Annotated in this window: 14 protein-coding genes and 3 tRNA genes; 7 read left to right on the top strand and 10 right to left on the bottom strand. The window is 43.9% G+C overall.

Annotated elements, in window-relative coordinates; all coding sequences use genetic code 11:
* Nucleotide 1: 1 nt before the first annotated feature.
* The 6 genes from ACLSU7_RS11455 to ACLSU7_RS11480 form a co-directional block, all read right to left on the bottom strand.
* Nucleotides 2-871, bottom strand: coding sequence for a UbiA family prenyltransferase (locus ACLSU7_RS11455; protein ID WP_413292029.1), 870 nt, complete (start codon nucleotides 869-871; stop codon nucleotides 2-4).
* Nucleotides 864-3,245: an alpha/beta fold hydrolase gene (locus ACLSU7_RS11460; RefSeq protein WP_413292030.1), complete on the bottom strand. Its 2,382-nt coding sequence runs from the start codon at nucleotides 3,243-3,245 to the stop codon at nucleotides 864-866. The genes ACLSU7_RS11455 and ACLSU7_RS11460 overlap by 8 nt, the downstream gene beginning before the upstream one ends.
* Nucleotides 3,242-4,153 (bottom strand): formyltransferase family protein, encoded by a 912-nt coding sequence (locus ACLSU7_RS11465; RefSeq protein WP_413292031.1) that lies wholly within the window; start codon nucleotides 4,151-4,153, stop codon nucleotides 3,242-3,244. The genes ACLSU7_RS11460 and ACLSU7_RS11465 overlap by 4 nt, the downstream gene beginning before the upstream one ends.
* Nucleotides 4,154-4,258: 105 nt before the next feature.
* Nucleotides 4,259-4,334 (bottom strand) — tRNA-Asn (locus ACLSU7_RS11470).
* Between the two features lie 53 nt (nucleotides 4,335-4,387).
* A complete protein-coding gene (locus ACLSU7_RS11475; RefSeq protein ID WP_413292032.1) occupies nucleotides 4,388-4,840 on the bottom strand; it encodes a hypothetical protein in 453 nt (150 codons plus the stop codon).
* A gap of 81 nt (nucleotides 4,841-4,921) precedes the next feature.
* Nucleotides 4,922-4,998 (bottom strand) — tRNA-Arg (locus ACLSU7_RS11480).
* 153 nt (nucleotides 4,999-5,151) lie between these two features.
* Here ACLSU7_RS11480 and ACLSU7_RS11485 point away from each other — a divergent pair.
* Nucleotides 5,152-5,242 (top strand) — tRNA-Ser (locus tag ACLSU7_RS11485).
* A 271-nt stretch (nucleotides 5,243-5,513) separates the two neighbouring features.
* Nucleotides 5,514-6,428: a chemotaxis protein CheX gene (locus ACLSU7_RS11490; RefSeq protein WP_413292033.1), complete on the top strand. Its 915-nt coding sequence runs from the start codon at nucleotides 5,514-5,516 to the stop codon at nucleotides 6,426-6,428.
* On the opposite strand, the gene ACLSU7_RS11495 is transcribed toward ACLSU7_RS11490, so the two are convergent.
* Both ACLSU7_RS11495 and ACLSU7_RS11500 read right to left on the bottom strand, forming a co-directional pair.
* Entirely contained in the window at nucleotides 6,429-7,457 is a 1,029-nt protein-coding gene (locus ACLSU7_RS11495) for a hypothetical protein (protein WP_413292034.1), read from the bottom strand.
* 2 nt (nucleotides 7,458-7,459) lie between these two features.
* A complete protein-coding gene (locus ACLSU7_RS11500) occupies nucleotides 7,460-10,357 on the bottom strand; it encodes a hypothetical protein (protein WP_413292035.1) in 2,898 nt (965 codons plus the stop codon).
* A 57-nt stretch (nucleotides 10,358-10,414) separates the two neighbouring features.
* On the opposite strand from ACLSU7_RS11500, the gene ACLSU7_RS11505 reads away from it, so the two are divergent.
* The 5 genes from ACLSU7_RS11505 (at nucleotide 10,415) to ACLSU7_RS11525 (ending at nucleotide 15,406) form a co-directional block, all read left to right on the top strand.
* Nucleotides 10,415-11,353 (top strand): prepilin-type N-terminal cleavage/methylation domain-containing protein, encoded by a 939-nt coding sequence (locus ACLSU7_RS11505; protein WP_413292036.1) that lies wholly within the window; start codon nucleotides 10,415-10,417, stop codon nucleotides 11,351-11,353.
* An 11-nt stretch (nucleotides 11,354-11,364) separates the two neighbouring features.
* A complete protein-coding gene (locus tag ACLSU7_RS11510) occupies nucleotides 11,365-12,129 on the top strand; it encodes a hypothetical protein (RefSeq protein ID WP_413292037.1) in 765 nt (254 codons plus the stop codon).
* Nucleotides 12,130-12,132: 3 nt separating this feature from the next.
* Nucleotides 12,133-12,825, top strand: a complete 693-nt coding sequence (locus ACLSU7_RS11515) for a hypothetical protein (RefSeq protein ID WP_413292038.1) — start codon at nucleotides 12,133-12,135, stop codon at nucleotides 12,823-12,825.
* A 50-nt stretch (nucleotides 12,826-12,875) separates the two neighbouring features.
* Nucleotides 12,876-14,342 (top strand): spermidine synthase, encoded by a 1,467-nt coding sequence (locus ACLSU7_RS11520; protein ID WP_413292039.1) that lies wholly within the window; start codon nucleotides 12,876-12,878, stop codon nucleotides 14,340-14,342.
* A 269-nt stretch (nucleotides 14,343-14,611) separates the two neighbouring features.
* On the top strand, nucleotides 14,612-15,406 hold the full coding sequence (locus ACLSU7_RS11525; RefSeq protein WP_413292040.1) for a hypothetical protein: 795 nt from the start codon (nucleotides 14,612-14,614) through the stop codon (nucleotides 15,404-15,406).
* On the opposite strand, the gene ACLSU7_RS11530 is transcribed toward ACLSU7_RS11525, so the two are convergent.
* Both ACLSU7_RS11530 and ACLSU7_RS11535 read right to left on the bottom strand, forming a co-directional pair.
* Entirely contained in the window at nucleotides 15,374-16,111 is a 738-nt protein-coding gene (locus tag ACLSU7_RS11530; protein WP_413292041.1) for a hypothetical protein, read from the bottom strand. The genes ACLSU7_RS11525 and ACLSU7_RS11530 overlap by 33 nt on opposite strands.
* A gap of 136 nt (nucleotides 16,112-16,247) precedes the next feature.
* Nucleotides 16,248-18,593 (bottom strand): phosphoenolpyruvate carboxylase, encoded by a 2,346-nt coding sequence (locus ACLSU7_RS11535; protein WP_413292042.1) that lies wholly within the window; start codon nucleotides 18,591-18,593, stop codon nucleotides 16,248-16,250.
* Between the last annotated feature and the right edge of the window lie 4 nt (nucleotides 18,594-18,597).

The raw sequence follows: 18,597 nt of genomic DNA on the forward strand, positions 1-18,597 counted from the left end.
TTTATGCTCCTAGCACAATAGACATAACGATGAAGTGACCCAGCAAATAGGCACCTGTGCCACCGCGGAAAAGTTTTGCGTTTATCGCTTTCGGTTTAACTAAATAGGCAATAGTCGCAACCAAATAAACGACCGCGAGAGCAGCTGGCCACAATAAGAATTCACCAAACTGAACTCTTAAAAGCGCCAAGCCCAACACTACCTGACTGATCGACAAAAGATACGCACCTTTAGTTCCAAAGATACTTGAATAACTTGGAACGTTTTCTTTTTCTTCCTCAGTAGCGAAGGTCTTTCGGGCAAATTCAAAGAGGTTAAAGAAACACCAGTTCATCAAAAAGAAGGCAGCATGCTTCGATAACGTAGCAAGGTCCGTAATTCCCGCAACACCAACAGCTGCAGACACGCCTAAAAGTACGCTTACAAAAGTGTGAGAAACAGCATAGGTTGTCAGATGAGGACGAAGTAAATCTCCTATAAAGAACTCTTCATACATCAAAAGGCTATAACCTATACCCAGGACATGTATCAAAAAGCTTGGTAATCCCAATTGCGATGCAACCGCCAACTCAAGCAGGATCAGCATCATCAATGCATGCTTCACTTGAGTGACCGACAGAATACCGCGAGCCAAGGGGCGAGTGGGATTGATTTTCAAATCTACTTCATAATCTTTGATTTCATCAAACAAACGCATTCTGAAAAAGAACGACAGCATTAGAATAAAAGCCATAGTAAAACGGCTCCAATTCCACTCGATGCTTTCTGTTTTCACCAAATACAAACCATTCGCCACCGTAAAGGCGGCGATCATAGGAATATATTGGAACGGGCTAAAGCGTTCTTTGATAAGGATCAGCCAATTACGCAATCACAACTCCTGGTTGAGAAAGTTGGTCACGTAGGACTTTATATTCGACTTTAGAGTGATGGCGCGGATCCATAGGCACTTTGTCGACAAAAAGAATTTTATCCAAAGGAATGCCATTTTTTCCAAACACACGCTGAATTTCTTTACGAGCCGTTTCGAAATCAAAAGTCGCCTTATCAATATCACCTTTAAGCTCAATCGCCGCAAAAGTCGCTTCACCCAGCTTATCATCAGCCATTCCCAAGAACGCGCAACGATAAGCAAACGGCATTCGTTTCAATAAAACTTCAGCAGTCACCGGGAAATAGTATTTACCAGCTCTTTGAATCGCATTATTCACACGACCCACGATCCACAAGTTTTTATCTTGATCGATATAAGCCAAATCTCCAGTACGGTGCCACACGCGATTTTCTGAATCTAAAATTTTTGTCGTCTTAAAGGCCGCTTCATTATTGTAGTACTCGCGGCACACGTGATCGCCCGTACAAATGAACTCACCAACCTCACCCTTAGCTACTTCAACGCCAGTCCATGAACCATTGTTCAACTCAATAGGGCCGTCTTTTCTGATAACGAATTTAAAATCAACGTCTTCACTGATGTGACCGACGTTCACACCTTCTTCGATGATTTCTGGATCCTTCTGCCCTGATTCCTTCAACATATCACGGCCTTCGATATGGGCCATTGGCTCGGCCTCTGTTGAGCCGTATAAGATCCACAGCTCAGTTTGTGGGGCGATTTCATAGAAGGCTTTTACGTCATCTTTAGAAATAGGAGCGCCACCTGTAACCACGCGGCGAAGTTTGTTTAAGACGATACCTTTTTCCTTACAGAATTTCGCAAGGCCCACCAGCATCGACGGAGAAAGTGTCGTGCAATTGATATTTTCATTGATAATTTGGCAGGCCAAAATCGCAGAATCACGCTCTGAGGGAGCGGACAAATCCAAGGCTGGCAAAATTGTCGTCACACCCGAAGCCAGATTATTCAAGCTGAAAATCGGGAACGCAGGCATGTCGCGGTCCTGTTCCGTGTAGGGAATCACATGCGACAAGGCGTGATGTTGTGCAGACAAGAAACGGTGAGTACGGTTTGCACCTTTTGGCTTACCCGTAGAACCCGTTGTGAAAGTAATTAAAGCTGAAAATTCAGACTCCACCGGGCACACCGGAGAAGTCGGAGCTTTCAACAAGGTTTCAAACTTGTGAGTGAATTTCTCGCCGGGGCCATAAAGAATACGGATCGGCATGGAGTTAAATTCCGGTACCTGATCTACCAGATCAAATGCCATCTTAAAGCTGATCATGGCTTTGGGGCCCACGCATTCAGCAGAAGCACCCAAGTGATGCGAGCGTGCCCAGGAATCCAAGAACACGGCAATTGCACCAATCTTTTGAACCGCGAACATCGCCGTGTACATATCCAGGCTCATCGGCAAAAAGATAATAACTCGGTCACCCTTTTGAATCCCGATATCCATCAAACCTTGAGCGAATGAGGAAATACGTGTGGAAAAGTCTTTATAGTTAATTTCATCATGTTGAAACGGAGTTTTCGGATCGCCATTCCACTGCATCAATGATTCGCGGCGAGCCCAACGCAAAGCTATGCGCTCTGGAAACTCACGCAAGTGCTTTTCCATATAGCTGATAACATTGTTCTGTTCCTTCTCGCCAGCGTGATATCCGATTTTTGTGGATGTCATTAAAAGCTCCTTCGAAATCATTTCCGGATGAGACCACAGCATGCCGTGACCTGCATTATCTAGATGTTGGGTGGTGATGTTTGGATATTGTTTTAAAATTTGATTCTGAGAATCTGCGCTGCTGATTTTATCGTCGTTGCCGTAAATAACCGTAATCGGTGTCTGGCAGATATCGGATGCCGTCAACGGACTTGCTTGCATCTGCATTTTTACAAGGGCCGTTTTCTGCCACATCTGCCAATGCTGCATGCGATTTTCAATTTCTTTATAGTAGGGAAGTCCTTCCACTTTGAATGGATAGATCAAATCATTTAAAAAGCCGTCTTTGCTTTTCTTATGATTACCTTGAATCAGCTTCTCACCGATCCATGGCGTTTTTAAAAGAGCTTGCGCCACTCCTGAAAGAGGTCTTTCAATATTTACATAAGGAGCCAGCAACACTACTTTCTCAACGTGGGCTGCGATCTTCGGCAATGCCTTCAAAATACGATAAGCACCCCACGAGTGACCTAGTAAAATCACTTTTTCAGTGCTTTGTTGAACTTCGCGAATCCAATCATCTGAATAAGCATCAACAGCTTTAATTTTCGCATTATAGTTTTGCAGCAATGACCAGTCTTGTGGGGCACCCGGGTTTCCATGAAGAGCAAAGATGGTTTTCATATTTTAGTACCTCTCCACTGAAGTTTGTAAAAATCCATCAAACCAGGATTGCTGCGATATTTTGTTTTTTCTGTTTTGATATTTTCCAACCCAGAAAAAATATTCTCTGAAGCTTTATTCTTCTCGAGATCTTTAAGTAAACTTTCAATCGCTTGAGATTCTATTAAAGACCCTTCAAATATAGATGTCATATAATTTGAAGGAGAGGTCTTGACCTCACCAACATGAAGAATCGGTCCATCGTCCAACTTGGAAGTCATCTGATGAATCGAAAATCCAAACGATGTTTTTTCCATATGAGCCCAGAAGTCGCACATAAGGCCGCGTTGCTCGGGAAGAAGCCCGTGATGAATGTTGATGCAACCATAGCGTGGAGTTTTCAAAAGATTTTTTTTAAAGAAAGAACGCGTGCGAGCGTTAACTATCAGTTCAACATTTTCTTTTTGGATGAAGTTCAAAGTCTCAACGGAATTAATATCCGAAACAATTCGAAATGCTTTTCCTTGTTTTTCAAACATCTCTTTTTTGCGCGCGTTTGATTTGCCAAAATAATTTTTCAAAAGATGCATACCCATGCGAGGTGCCGCTAGCGAAATAATTAGTAGCAGTGCTTTCGCAGCAATTTTCCAATCGCGATTTTCAACTAATATCAGTCCATGCACCCGATCGCTCTTTGCGAGGTGATTGATAAATCCCTCATAGTTGCCAGGAACAAAAGTGACGGTCGAGCTCACAAGGAATGTTTTCATGAGTGGTCCTTGAAAATTCCAATGGTTAAAGTTGCTTAAAGGGGTTGCATGGAGCAAGAGTGCAGCTTTTGTGCCCCCAAAATAGGATGCGAGGAGCAATAAGAACGCTATTAATGGGATGCGACTGTATAGCCGAAATACAGTGCCAATCAGGGGCATCGTTTCGGTATATCTTTAGAAATTACAGGTATTTAACAGGATGTGACCAGAAACTAAAAAACCAGCTCAAGGCTGGTTTTGGTGTCTTACCGAAGTAAGAAAAAATGGCTCAGAAGGAGGGACTCGAACCCCCGACCCAGCGGTTAACAGCCGCTTGCTCTACCGACTGAGCTACTTCTGAACGTTTCGGTGAAAGCCAAACTATTATTTTGGGCCTATCTTGTCAAACAGAAATCAGGGCTGCAACAGGCGCTGCAGGACTTTTTCCAGCATCACGGAGCTCATAGGCATCTCATCCGCTCTAAAATATGGTGAGTTGGCCGCTTGTTCCAAAGTTTTAGTGGTGCCTTTGGCGTCAGAAGCAACCAAACGGCGGTTAAATTGGGATTTTTGAACCACATCTGTGGAGATCGGACCAATCAAGATCTCGCACACCGAACTGATATCTTGAGCACTCGTTAGAGATTTCAAAACCTCTCCTTTTTCAGAGAGGATTTCGACCTTTTTCGTCTCTGGCAAACACCAATTCAGCGGGCGAGTTTCACCACCCAAAAGAAGTGATAAGGCGCTGTCATCTTTTTGTGCCTCACGGGCAAATTCGGAGGATCGCAATTGCTGCATTCCATAGATCACCAGTCCAAAAGAACCGATCATGAAAGCGACCTTCAGCCAAAATTTAAAACCCATAATTCCTCCGTTGCAAAACAGAGTCTATAGCGATTCTTTTTTCTAAGGTATTGATTTTTATAAGAAAAATTGGGGAAAAAATGGTGCACTCGAGAGGATTCGAACCTCTGACCACTTGATTCGTAGTCAAGTACTCTATCCAGCTGAGCTACGAGTGCACTGTGAAAGAGACGTATGTTTAAGCCGCAGTAATCAAAAAATCAAGCATTCTTAAAGAAATTTGCAAAAAGCACCCCGTTATAAGGCCCCCAATCCTTGATTTGGGGGGCGGGCTATGGCAATTTAACGTCTCAGCTCAAAAAGTAGCCTGCGGAGAAGTGGGAGAGTGGCTGAATCCAAGCGTTTGCTAAATGCTCGTACACCAAAAGTGTACCGAGGGTTCGAATCCCTCCTTCTCCGCCATTTTTTTTGCCAGGCAAAAAAAATCCTCTAATCTTCCAATTTCCAATTTCCCAGAAAAACACCGCCCAAAAAGCCCGAATAAATTCAGATTTGTTCGAAATGAGATGATTCAATCGCATTTGGCGGCGTCTCAATTTGAGAAATTTAAACCAAATCGGATCAATTACAGAATGTTAAAGTAGTTTTGCTTGAAGCCGATATCTTAATTGGGAAACAGGTATCTTCATGCAATTCCCTCACCCTTGCAGAAAGAACTTGAGCGGATCGAACCATGAAGACAAGAAAAACCATCCTCATTGTTGATAACAATTCGGGCCTAGAGAATCTAGTGCGTGAACCATTGAGCGATCGTTTCCGTGATTCTAATGTCGCACCGATTGTGGTTCGCGCGAAAGATGGCGCAGAAGCTGCCATCAAAACTGAAAATCAAAAATTTGATGTGGTTCTGATCGACACCGAAGTGCCACGCTTAATGGATGGTGGCTTTGTCTATGGTCTTCATAGTTATAAGAATACCCAGGACGCAAATCTAATCGTTGTCACGCAAAAAGAAAGTTCAGAACTTCCCGATACTTTGCAAAGCTGTGTCTTGCTAAAAAAGCCGATCAATCCGGATGAGCTGGTAAATGCAATGGTAAAGTGTCTGAATCAAGGAGCACCCGCTCCTGCATCTGCAGCTCCAGCGGCAGCAACTTCGCCTCAAGCTAAATATGCAGTGGATGTTCGAGTCATAAATGCCGTGATCAAAGCCACGATGAACGTCTTTGCTCAATTCGGCGTTCAGAATATCACGATGGGTAAACCTGAAACGAAATCTCCCCACGATGCGCTCAAGGGTGAAATCTCGTCTGTCGTTGAAATCAAGTCTCAGTCTTACCAGGGATATCTTGCTATCTCTTTTGATAAAGCGAGCTACCTGGAAGTCGTTTCGACAATGTTGATGGAAGAGCAGACAGAGTTGAACGCTGAAAACCAAGATGCCGTCGGTGAGATTAACAACATCATCTTTGGTAATGCGAAATCTGAGATCACAAATTTTGGTGTCCAGCTGACTGTACCAAAAGTTTTGATTGGTGCTGACAGTATGATCGAGTGCAAGCAGGGATCAGCGGGTATGCTAATCCCATTTTCTACCACAAAAGGTCACTTCTATTTGAAAGTGATCGCCGTTCCAGTCGGCAAGTAACTATCGCATCAGTTGAGCAACTTTTGCTTTCACCGTTAAGCGCATCGCAAACATGGCTCGCACAATGATTTCCACGGATATAAAAATAAACAACCAGAGCCAATCAAATGTTCCAGGGAAATGGCCCCAGAACTCCATTAAGTGTTGTCCCATTGGTAATAATGCCAAGTGCATAAAGTACGAAACGCCCAGGTGTTTGTTCCAAGCAAGATTCGAAAACTGCGACATACCTTTGATTCTTGCAAGAGCGGAATTTATGACAGGGTCTAAACTCAACCTCATCAAAAATGCAAAGACGATAAAGTGCTTCCAAAACATCAATGGTTTCTGTTTAAACACGTAACCTTCAAACCCCGGCCCTGCAGGGAAAGGTCCATAGTCAGGCGTAATCACAAAGAGCAACGCAATCAAAGCAACCCACACGGGCCACTCCCATTTGTGCATCGCTTGAAAAAAGCCCGGTGTTTTTTGAGACCACAAAACTCCAGCCGAATGAAACAATACTGGCAGTGCCAACCATGGCATCAAATTCCAACCGGAAAACTGAATGGCTTCTGGAATATTCAATAATGGCGCATACTGTTCGTATGGAATACATAACAGCGCGATACTTGCCGCAACAAATGGCCATCGCAATATCGCCTTGCGCGGAAGTGCTAGCACAAGGATATACGAAAGAACTAAGTACGAGTAGACGTCCCAGTCCCACGTCGTCGGATCCATCGGATTATCCGCCGTAGAAACCTGCAAACCTATAAGCCCCGCGATCAATACGAAGAATCTCATTTTGTGTTGAGAACGCGCTTTCAAACCAATCAAAAAGAAACTTAAAGCGACGATGAACAGCCCACCGTACTTAAAGACATCACCGACCCAACCTGTAAGGTTATGATAATTTGATATTTCTGGTGGAAGCGAAATCACATCTTGAAAAAACGTATATTGCCAGACGTGAAAATAAAGAATCGCCATCACCGTGGCGATTCTTAAAATATCAAAACCGTAAATTCTCGTGCTTTTTTCAGACATACTTACAGATTAGCATCAAACAACGTGCGGTCCATCGTGCAGAACGGCAATCCGGCGTCGCCTGATCCCATGTCTTCGTAATAGCGCTGAACATTGTGTGGAGCATCCAACCACGGATGCTCTGGTACGTAATCAGGAACTTTACAATCCGCATAGCACCACTTCGCACAGCTCATCGTTCCGTTTTTGGAATTAGTCGAAGTATTTGCGCAAGGATCCCAATAAATTTTCGTATCCTTACAAGCGAAGTTCACTCCCACCAGGTCATTTGGATCTGCTGTCGGATTAGAACATCCCGCACCTGTATTACTATACTGAGCACCGGCAATAACTGTTGTGGAAGTCGTAGGACAGAATCCACCAACTACTCGCGGATCAGTTGATAGCGATCCCGTCGAAGAAGTCACACTGCATTGTTCGTTATAGTCAGACCACTTCCACAGTTTTAAATTCGCGGGATTTTGCGGGCCCTTATTAAACTGAACTTCCAAACATGCATTTCCGCCCTGGGCAATACCCGGGCTTCCGCTATTAAAAGTAATTCTTTTTCCGACTTTAACAGGGAAACATCCCATCAATGGATATAGATTGTTGTCGCCTGTTATTTCGCTGCTTTCCTTAATTGCCTGGAATTTACCCGCAGAACAGCGAACAGCTGCATAACAGAATTGTTTGTTCTTAGAATCGAATACAGAATACAGGAGCTCATCACCTGGAGTGACTTTAGCGTTTGGATCCATGTTGTATTCATATCCATTACCGGCACCTTTGGAAGTTTTGTATCCAAACTGTGGCTTAATACCATTCAAACTCGTGTATGCCGTGTTATCCACATAGAAAGTATTTCCTGGCACACAAGAGTTCTTTTCCAGCTGTGAAATATCCATCGCATCATCCAGAGGTGATGACCAACCAGGACTTGGCGGCCTGATGATGTTACACTTCTTACCGCACTTACAGCCATTATTACTATCATCGCAGGATCGGTATTTTCCTCCTGACGTGTCCGGAGCATAGTTTTTACCGCCGTCAGAGCTACATCCTAAACCGCCGTTATAGCACATCACACCTGCGGTAGCTCCCGCGATGACTGCCGCCGTGATCAATGCCGTCAAAGCAAATGCAGTACCAGCAGATACGATGACTAACACAGCGAACAGAATCCAGTTAAACAAACCACCGAAAAGACCTTTACCACCTTTACATGGCTTACAGTTACAAGTGTAACAAGGAGGAGGTTTGAAATAGACGTGGGGATTGATTTCTTTTATGGGAGGCCGACGGTCTCCAGCAATACCTGGCGAATCCATCATCTTTTCTTGCGCAGGTACGTAACTTAAATTTCCTGCCAGGTCGATTGAAGCAATACCAAATTTAATCTCGCAACCCCACATACGGGGATTGGCTTTATCTCCTGAAATCTTGTCATAGATATATTTGTATTCTACGTAAGGTTGATTGGCATTCAGCCCTGGAAATTTAAAATTTTTGTCAGCTGATTTAGTAACCTCGACACGATCGGGTCGAGAGTTACAAAATTGCATTTGCTCACAAGGAACCCAACCTGTGTAACGCGTATCCCAAGATTTATCAAAGCTAGTTTCAGCTCCACCATTGTAGGAGCCTGGGCACCAATTACCTGAAGTTCCTTTGAACCACTGGTAAGAAGTATCCATACACATTGGGATCACACCACCATCTTTTTGCGTATTATAAACACGGAACGTGATCACCATTTTCATCGAGTTCGCGGGCGTTTGTGAACAGAGCGGTCGATCACGATTCTCGGGCCACTTAGGGCTGTTATTCCATGGTTGTAAGTTCGTTAGGATCGTTTCAAAAGGATGTCCCAAACAATCGGTTTTACCTGAACACTCAGTCCCCTTACGAAGTCCATTAATACGGCTGTAGTTATCAACGATAGCACCCGGTGCTGCAGCCGAGTTCTTGACGTAGTTTACGTCGTAAAAATAATCGACGACATTTTGCTTATCTTCCGGCAAAGAAAAGTTTTTCGTGCCTTCACAGGTTTCTGATTGACCTTTGTCATTCGTAAAATTCGCTCTCAGTGTGACGCGGAAACCATCTTTATCATCCATCCAGCTTGGAAAAATTCCAATAATCTGACGAGTCGTTGGCGAATAACCAAATTGCGGCTCATAAGTAACATTAGTTCGGCCACCGTTGCGGGGTCTTGGCCAGAATGTGCCGCAATTTCCACTGGCATTATTTGAAGCCAGATCGTAACGATTCACTTTCATCGAGATATTTAAATTTTTAAGACCACCTTGAAACTGATTGTTCAAAGCTTGACTGTCCACACTTGTTAACAGTGTCACAGGAGAAAATGCAGAGCAATAGCCGGAATTATACTTCGTGGCCAAGTACTCCATCGAACCCTTCAGCAAGAGTGGCGTATACAGTGTGATACCGTCATGTTGAATAGGAACATTCTTGGTTGTTCCACCATTTTGCGGAATCTTGATTTGTTTGCCCGGATTTGTTGAATACAAAATACGACCCGGGGCCAGATCAAACATTTTGTTTCGTTGAGCTTTAAAATCGGGATCAAATGCATAAGCATCTACGGGAATATCGGGCGGCAGAAACACCCTGGAACCAGCTGCCATGGCGCCTGTGGTGTTCGCCATCGACGCATTAATTTTTGGTTGATAACTGTCTAAAGAATTTCCGAAAGAATTGATTCTCGAGAAGGCCGTGTCCAGAACCGCCTGACAGCTCGCAGACGTTCTCATCTCTTTGATAATTTTCCCTTGTTGGCTAAAGAAAGGCATTGCTAGAATGAAGATCGTGGCAAGGATACCGATCGCAACCATCATCTCAAGAGCGGAAAAGCCAGAGACGCATTTATGATTTATAGACCTGTCTCTACGAAACATTCGAAATCCCCCACAGAAAGCCAATCAAGTTGCTTTCTTAATTCTAACAGTGGGTATTTGGGGCAACAAGGTTTTTCACTTGTAGAGCTGCTTCTTTCCGTCGTGCTGGGTTCGGTGCTTATGTATGGTGTCGGTGCCCTGATCAGCATGGCCACGAATCAAAACGAGGCGATTACCAATCGAATCCAATCTGAATCAGAGTTAAACGAAATTTCCTTTTACCTGAAGCATTTTGCTTCACAGGGAATTAACGTCGAAGACGGCAGTGGAAAAAATCTGAACGGTTGGAGTCCATCTGGAACCAGCCAGAACACGGGTTTTGTCAGAGCAGATTATTTGGCATCCACCGGGTTCAATGCTGCTACCGCTACTGCTTCCGTCGATACTATTGGGTTCTTCTTACGAGACACTTTGATTAGCACCTACACCAGTGTTCCCAGCGTGGGAGATCGTTTTTTACCTACGGGAATTTACTTTCAAAAACCCACCGCTAAAACTTACGGAATTTTATATATCGATCTTGGAAGATCCCAAGCAGCGGGCACCGTTACCATTTCGCCCACGCGGGATGACTTATGGTTTGGTTCCATCGTCGATTTTCAAGCCACCGAAAAAGAAGTTGAACGCTTCGACATGAACAGTCCAGATCAAGATCCTAATGTTTCACAACGTTTTCGCCTCTCTTCGGTCACTTTCAAAGTCACCGTCAGGGAATATCTTCCGCAAACGAATAGCAAACGTGATTTCACTTGGTGTCCTCCAGCTGCGATGACTCAAGCGGCCTGCATGACCACAAGTCCTTACAAAGACGTTGAACGTGTGATCAGAGTCGTCTTTAGAGATAACGTTCTAGGTTTTTCGTCTGCGCAAATGAGTGTAACTGCCGAAACACCAAATACATTGCGCGCGCAACGCAGGCCTTTATATCGCAGACCCTATGATTTGATTTATTTCTTAAAACCTTCCTACCCGAGCGGGCAGCTTAAGAGAAACTAGGAGTTGATTTTATGATGCCCAAAACTCTTCATTCAGAAAAAGGTTTCGCAGGAGCGATGTTGGTTGTCGCCATCGCAGTCGTCATTGGTGTCATCATCGTCGGTGTTATTTCCAAGATGGGAACTTTGAATAAAAGTTATGATAAATCCCGGGCATTCTATGACTCTGAAAATGCCATTGAAAGTTTTGGTATTTCTTTAAAGAATGCTTACGACAAGGCAAACTATTTACAAGACGCTCCCCCGCAAAGTGGCGGTACGGCCGTAAAGGATGACTATGGTTGTCCCGGTAAAGTAATTACGATCGGTAGTGGCACCAAAGCCGTTCGTCTTTGCTGGGAGTACGCAAACGGCATTTGCAGCAAACGCTCCTTGAATGCAGGGCTTGATATTTGCCTAGAAGCTGGCAGCCTGCAGGTCAATCTTCAATCTGCCCACGAATGGATGGTTGCTTTTTCGTCGAAACCCAAATCCTTTGATCAACAGCTGGAAGTTTTTAAAGAAGCCACGCGCCAGGTAGTTCAAGAGATGTCATTTCAAACTGCAAACGCCTCACTCGATAGTTTTGCGCCAGCTCCGCCTCCGGCCTCGGTGAATAGTATTCCAATTAATATGGGCATGCGAAACCGCCCCGAAGCACCTGATTGCGGAATGGCCCAATATCAGTGTCTAAAAGTTTCGTTTTGCGTAAAAAACGGCGGTTCTTGCTCTAACGATGAGCTGATTCGTCAGACCTATATATTTTCTCGTCCCGCAACTACCACTCAAGGGTACTAGATCATGAAAGGCTCGTTGCACTTTCGCTTCATTCTGCTGCTCGTGTTTATCACAGCATTTTGCAGCTATGCTTATGAGTTAGTCTTAGCGAACGTTCTTTCTGTGCTTTGGGGAAATGTAGTTCAGCAGTACACAGTGACGACCGGAATTTATATCGCCTCCATGGGAACGGGTGCTTACTTCGCTCCTGTCCGAATGAATGCTAAAAAGGTTTTTATCTGGATAGAAGTTGCCTTAGCTGCCTTAGCCATCGTGTCTCCGTTGGTATTCGTCTATAGTGATGTGAATTTAAAATCAGTCTCGCCAGCAGTTTGCTATGGATTGATCACAGCGATCGGATTTTTATCTGGTATGGAATTGCCGCTGCTACTGCGTATTCTGGAGTCCGACTCTTCCTCTGCGGATAAAGCCGAGAAAGCACTCTTTGTCGATTATTTCGGAATGTTTGTCGCAGGACTGCTGTTCGCTCTTTTTCTAAATCGTCAGTTTGGATCTCTGCAAGTAAATCTGTTTTTAGCACTAGCGAATCTCGCTCTTGCCTGGATATGTGGATTACTTTGGGGATATCAAGATAAGGCACTCAGAAAGTTTGAAATTCCCCTAGTGAGCGTGGTTTTTCTAGTGGTCACCTGGGCAGTAATTCAAAATCTATTCATTTACGAGGAGCAAATCGCAAGATGGATCATCGTAAATTAAAAGTGCTCTCCTTTGCATTATCATTTTGTGGATTCGCCTATCAAAGTCTCATGGCAAAAACTTTCGCCGTTTTTCTTCAGGAAGAAATTATTGGCTTTTGTCTATCATCGGCACTTTTTATCTATGGTATTGGTTTAGGCAGCAAAAAATCAGCTCGTGCGAAAAATCCTTTGGCTGATCTTTTGAAAGTCGAAGTCTGTTTAATGATTTTGGGAGCTATTGCTCCCATGCTGGTGACTTATCTATTCTTTATCCCAAGCCTTGAGTTGATTGAGTTTTCAGGGATTAGATTACCAGCTGGTCCGCTCATGATGGTTTTTGTTTTAGCTACAGGATTCCTCTCTCTTGGATTGGGATATCTGACTGGATTTGAAACACCTTTGCTTTTCAGACTGCGTAAAGACCCAGATAATCAAACTCACTTGAATCAAATTCTCGCATTCAGTTATTTCGGAGCTCTAGTAGCCTCCGTTGCGGTGCCTTTGATTTTAATTCCAAGATTTGAAATCTATGGAACTGCGATCCTCATTGCTCTCGTAAGCGGAGGAATTTGTCTCTATCTGACAGCGCAGGTGCCAAATGCCAAACGCGCTTTCGGCGTTGTCGCGGCTAGCATCACAGTCATTCTCGTATTCTCTCTGGTGCAAAGTTCTTTACAGCAGCTTTCTCTAAGAATTCGATACTACGGTGACTATCCCAAAAATGTGACCAGCAAGAATGACTTACGTGAATATTTCAGTGGAATCGACAAAGAAATCAAAGTCACAAGGCGCCTAAGTCCCTATCAGGCCATCGACTTGGTTAATGGCCAAGATGAAAACGGGCCCTTTTTTAGTCTGTGGCTAAATGGTCAGTTTCAATTCGATTCACGTTACGAAAAGTCATATCACGAAGCATTTTTACAAGGATCATTAAAAATCGCACAAAACATTCCCAAAAGAGTTTTGATCCTGGGTGCCGGGGACGGACTATTACTGCGAGATGCACTTAAAACTTTACCGCGTGAAACCGAAATCACAATGGTGGAGTTAGACCCTCTGATTCTAAAAATGGCCAAGGAAGATCCACGGTGGGTGGCCCTGAATGAAAACTCTTTAAGCAATTCACGCGTTGAGCTTGTCACCGATGATGCCTTTCACTTCTTGCGAGAATCTAAAAGATCGTGGGACGCTGTCTTTTTGGATTTCCCTTATCCCTACAGTGTTGAACTGTCCAAGCTCTACAGCCTGGAATTCTATCGCATCATCAAAAACCGTCTAACAGCAGATGGCTTTATCGTTTTTGATTTTCCGACGAATGAAAGTGCGACGATCATAAACTCAACTCTAAAAGCTGTGCCATTCGCAAATGTTATTGCCTATGAAAATACAGAAAGTTTTGTATTTGCCTCGAATCGCTTTGTCAGTGATTTAAATCTTAACTTAGGCAAAGAATACAAAACCGTGCGTCTACCTGATGCCAGCAGTGAGCTGGTCAATTCCTTGTTTAAGCCACAACTGCCAAGGATGTGGGAATGAAGAGCCAAAGATTTTACGCTCTGGATCTGCTCCGCACCTGCGCCATACTGGTCGTAACTTTTTATCATGTGTGGGAGACATCCTTTGGCGAATCCAAAATGCTCTTTACCGCATCTGAGTCGGTATTCGGATTGCTGACCCCGTTTTTTTTAAATTATTGGGGATATTCAGGGTTAATCCTCGCCCTCGTATCTTTTTTTCTGATTGGTTATTCCAAGACGAAGTTTAACTGGGCAAGATATCTGTTAGTTGGAACGGGATTGGTCGGAATGATGATTCACGATCAAGCAGACGCAGATGTCGCAATCTGGAGCTGGAATCTTTATGCTTATCTATTCGTAAGTCTTTTGGTGGTTCAGGCGTTTCCGCAGAATCGAAAATTTCTATTTGTCGCAAGCAACCTGGCGTTAGCATCCCTTTGTGTTCCGATCGATTGGTATCAGGGATTAAAAACTAACTTCAACCCATTCATTGATCAGATGCTAGTCGGGGATCTGAATGTGAATTCTACAATAGGCTGGGGCCTTTTACCTTGGCTCTCTATTCCTGTTTTTGGTTTCAGCATGGGAAGAATCATTCGCATGGAGCCCACGCAGGCTTGGATTTATCGTGGGTTTAAGAATGAACCCAGTGTTCTGTTAAGTGTCGCTTTGATATTGATTTATTTGTTTCCCATGAATCCAGATATTTCCATCACGCCGACGGGATTTTATTATTACGTATTTTCCGGGGACCTATGGTTTTTTTGGAGCCGTTTTGCCGTCGTACTCATTTGGATTCGACTGGCTTGTTTAAACCAGGTGAATGATTATTTGGGACAGTTCAGGGCCGTTCGATTTCTATCTAATCTTGCATGGAATCGATTCTTTGGACTTTGCTATTTTGTGGAGTTTGCATTTCTGCCGTGGGCTTCCGATTGGTCGCTTCACTTTAAAGACAATCCAAGACTGATGGATTTATATTGGATAGGTTTGTTACTAGCAACCGAGTTCGTGGCAAGGTTGCTAGTTAAAAACTTAAAGGATTTCCGTTTATTTTCTAATAAGCTCGTTAGCCGCAGCTGATACCGCCGACATACGAGCTACGCTTTCCTTACGCATTTTTTCCGCAAGTCTTTCTTCCAAAATATCAGCAGACGCATCTTCGCCGACAATAGCTTTTAATGCAGACTTCATTGTTTCATCACGCTCAAGCATAAACTGCTCATCAAGAACCGACGTCGTTTCACCAGACGCTAACAATAATGCCAGAGCTGGGTGACGGGAAGCCTCAAAGTTCGCAAGGGCTTTAATGTAACCTGCGTTTTTCAATGACTCTCTGGCTTCTGCATTCCATTGTTGCAACTCGGAATCGCCATGAACGCCTTTCTCAAAGAACACACTCAAAGAAAGAAGCGGTTTTTTCTCATAAATATTTGCGAATTTTAACATCGCCTTTCGGGCGTCAGCGCAAGATTTAGATTGTTCCAGTACATCTTCAATTTCACCGATTTCCTTCGTCAGCGCTTTACCACGAGTGCTTGCTGCTTCCGCTTCAGTTAACATATCAAGATCTTCCGTGTCTTCCTTAAGCATGTTGATCAGCTCAGTGACAGATCCATCTCGTTCCGCTCTTAAGTACTCGGCCTTCAAGGGGTGAACCACGCGCACGACGTCCATTTCATTGGAAATACACTTCTTAATTTCAGAAAGCTTCAAACTTGCAAACGAAGCTTGGCCGATCAAAAGAAGGGAAACTGTCACTGCGCCGCGAATGGATTGTTTGAACATTTGAGAGATCCTTTGGTTCGTAAATTATTGAATCCACGAACCTATGTTCAAATTACAGGCCCCCGCCCCCTGCATCCTATTAGAAACGGGGTAAGGAGGAGTGTAAAAGATATTTACATTATGCTTTTTGGGGCACTTAGCCTGTGGTTAACATACCGCTAGCCACCCCAGTCACGGTCTCTCGAAGCAGTAGTAAATTTCGCTCCTTAAGGGCTATAAGCTGTAGAATATTGAGAGGGTGAATCAGTGGGGATCGCAGTGAAATGCTTTTCCCTAACCACGGTCTATACCACAAAAGGTTTCTTTCTCCCGTGATTTCTCGCATCGCTTTTTTGCAGTCTTTAAATTCTTGCTGGAAGTCTTGCAAATACTTGTCTTGTAGCTCCACAGGCAGTTTCGAGTTCGCCAAATATAAGCCAAAGATATTCAGGTCCATCTTTTCAAGCGTAAAGCCTAAGACTTTTATGTAAGAGCTAAAAAGCGGGGATTCTTTAAAAGCTCTTTTATAAATTGCTTTCTCAGTCTTATTTAAAGTTTTCCAAAAACTTCCAACGCCCCACCAGGTAGGAAACAAGGTACGAGTTTGAGTCCAACACAAAACCCAAGGAATTGCGCGCAAACTTTTTAACTGCACTGGGCCTTGGCGTTTTGAGGGACGAGATCCCATACGCAAATCTTTTAGATACGAATACGGTGTAGCTTCCTCGATCATGTGGAGAAATTCCGGCTGCTTCAAAGTTTCCTGGTACTTTGCCTTTGTTGCCTCGGCCATGCGCTTAAGAGCCTGATCTATGCGCGCAGAAGATGACTTTCGAGCGGCTTTGACTTGGCGGTCTCTTGCCACCATGAAGCGATCAAGTTGGCGCTCTAAGATTTCAGAAGACGTATAACTGCGATAAATCATTTCGCCTTGAACGGTGACCTTCACAACCTCTAATGCCGATAAAGGCCACCAGTCAGTTTGCTCTTGAACAGAGCCGCCTCCGCGCTCAATACTTCCGCCTGAGCCATGAAAAAATATCGGCTTGATATCATGCGAGCTAATAACCTTTTCTAATTCCGTCACTGCCGACTTAATTAGAAATCTTGAAGCAAAAGCGCCGTTTTCTTTAGAAGAATCAGAATAACCAAGCATGACCTCCAATTTTCCTGACCACTTTTTATTTACAGTTACGCGGTGGGATTTGTTGCCTAAAAATTCGGTGATAATGAATTTGCCTTCGGATAATGAGTGCGCACTTTCAAAAAGTGGCACAACGGGCAGCCGGTAATCTCCCAAGTATCGCTTAGTTAAATTCATTCCGGCGACAATGTCTCTTACAGATTCGCAGTTACTTAAGACAAAGCCACGGACATAAAATTTAGGATCATGATCAGGGGATATTCTGGAAAGTGTTTTGATCATGCGGGAAATGTTATAACTTTTTCCGGGGTTATCCACAGCTTCATGCACAAGCCCGCTGTCCTCGCGAAGTTCGAGAGGTACCACCATTCCCGGAAATGATTTTAAGAATGCGTGAATGCGAATCAACACGGGGGAATCTACGCCAAAAGTTTTTCTTTGCTCTACATTTAAACGGAGCAAGGCCTCTTTTAGACGGTGAAGTCTATTGGCATCTTTCGTCTCAATTTTCTTAAGACCTGCAGATGTCTGAAGAATTTCTGTAGCAAGCTTTTTTATCAAACCAGAAGACGTGGCATCAAAACGTTTATTTCGAAGCAAGGGCTCCAGATCTTTTTGATATTCGCGAAAGGCACGAGTCAGCCAGTTAACCAAAAGTCCCCGAGACATATTCAAGCTTTGCAACATGGTATTTTCGTCAACACCGGGATGGCCGTCCTTATCGCCTCCCACCCAAGTGCGAATGTAAAACGGATGTTTAGCCAATCGTTGCTTGATGTACATCTCAATGATCTCGTCTTGTAAGCCCAGATTGTAAATGTATTCAGCCTCGTCCATGACCGAAGGTTTTCGCTGCTTGGACATGGGAATATTCCACACCCATTTAATCAATAAATTCAGTTCTGGCTCATCCAAATCCGATTCGTGCTCGAGTCGGCGCTCCAATACTTTTTGAATTTTTTTAAAGTAATAAAGAGCATCGGGGTTCCTGGATTCCGTGGGATGCGCCGTTAGGACGTGAATAATACGCCCATAGCTGTGTGTGATGGATTCGATATCTCGATCTTCTATTCTAAGTCGGTACGTGCGATAGGCAGCTTCACATGAGTTGATAATCTCAAGCATCAAAGCAAAGGCATGGGCAATTTGATATTGTTCTTTTTCGGAAAAGTTTGCGAGTTCTTCTTGAAGCGATTTGAGTCCTTCAAGGGATTGACCGGCGGGGGACTTGATATAGCGACGGATTTTTTCGATGCGGTTAAAGCCGGACTTGCCGACTGCAAACTCAATCACCTTCCCCAATTCCGTCACTGACCAATCAACAAGTTTCGTAAGTTCTTGGGGAAGATTTTGTTTCATGAAG

It is taken from the genome of Bdellovibrio sp. HCB185ZH (assembly GCF_047302455.1).
GTDB lineage: Bacteria > Bdellovibrionota > Bdellovibrionia > Bdellovibrionales > Bdellovibrionaceae > Bdellovibrio.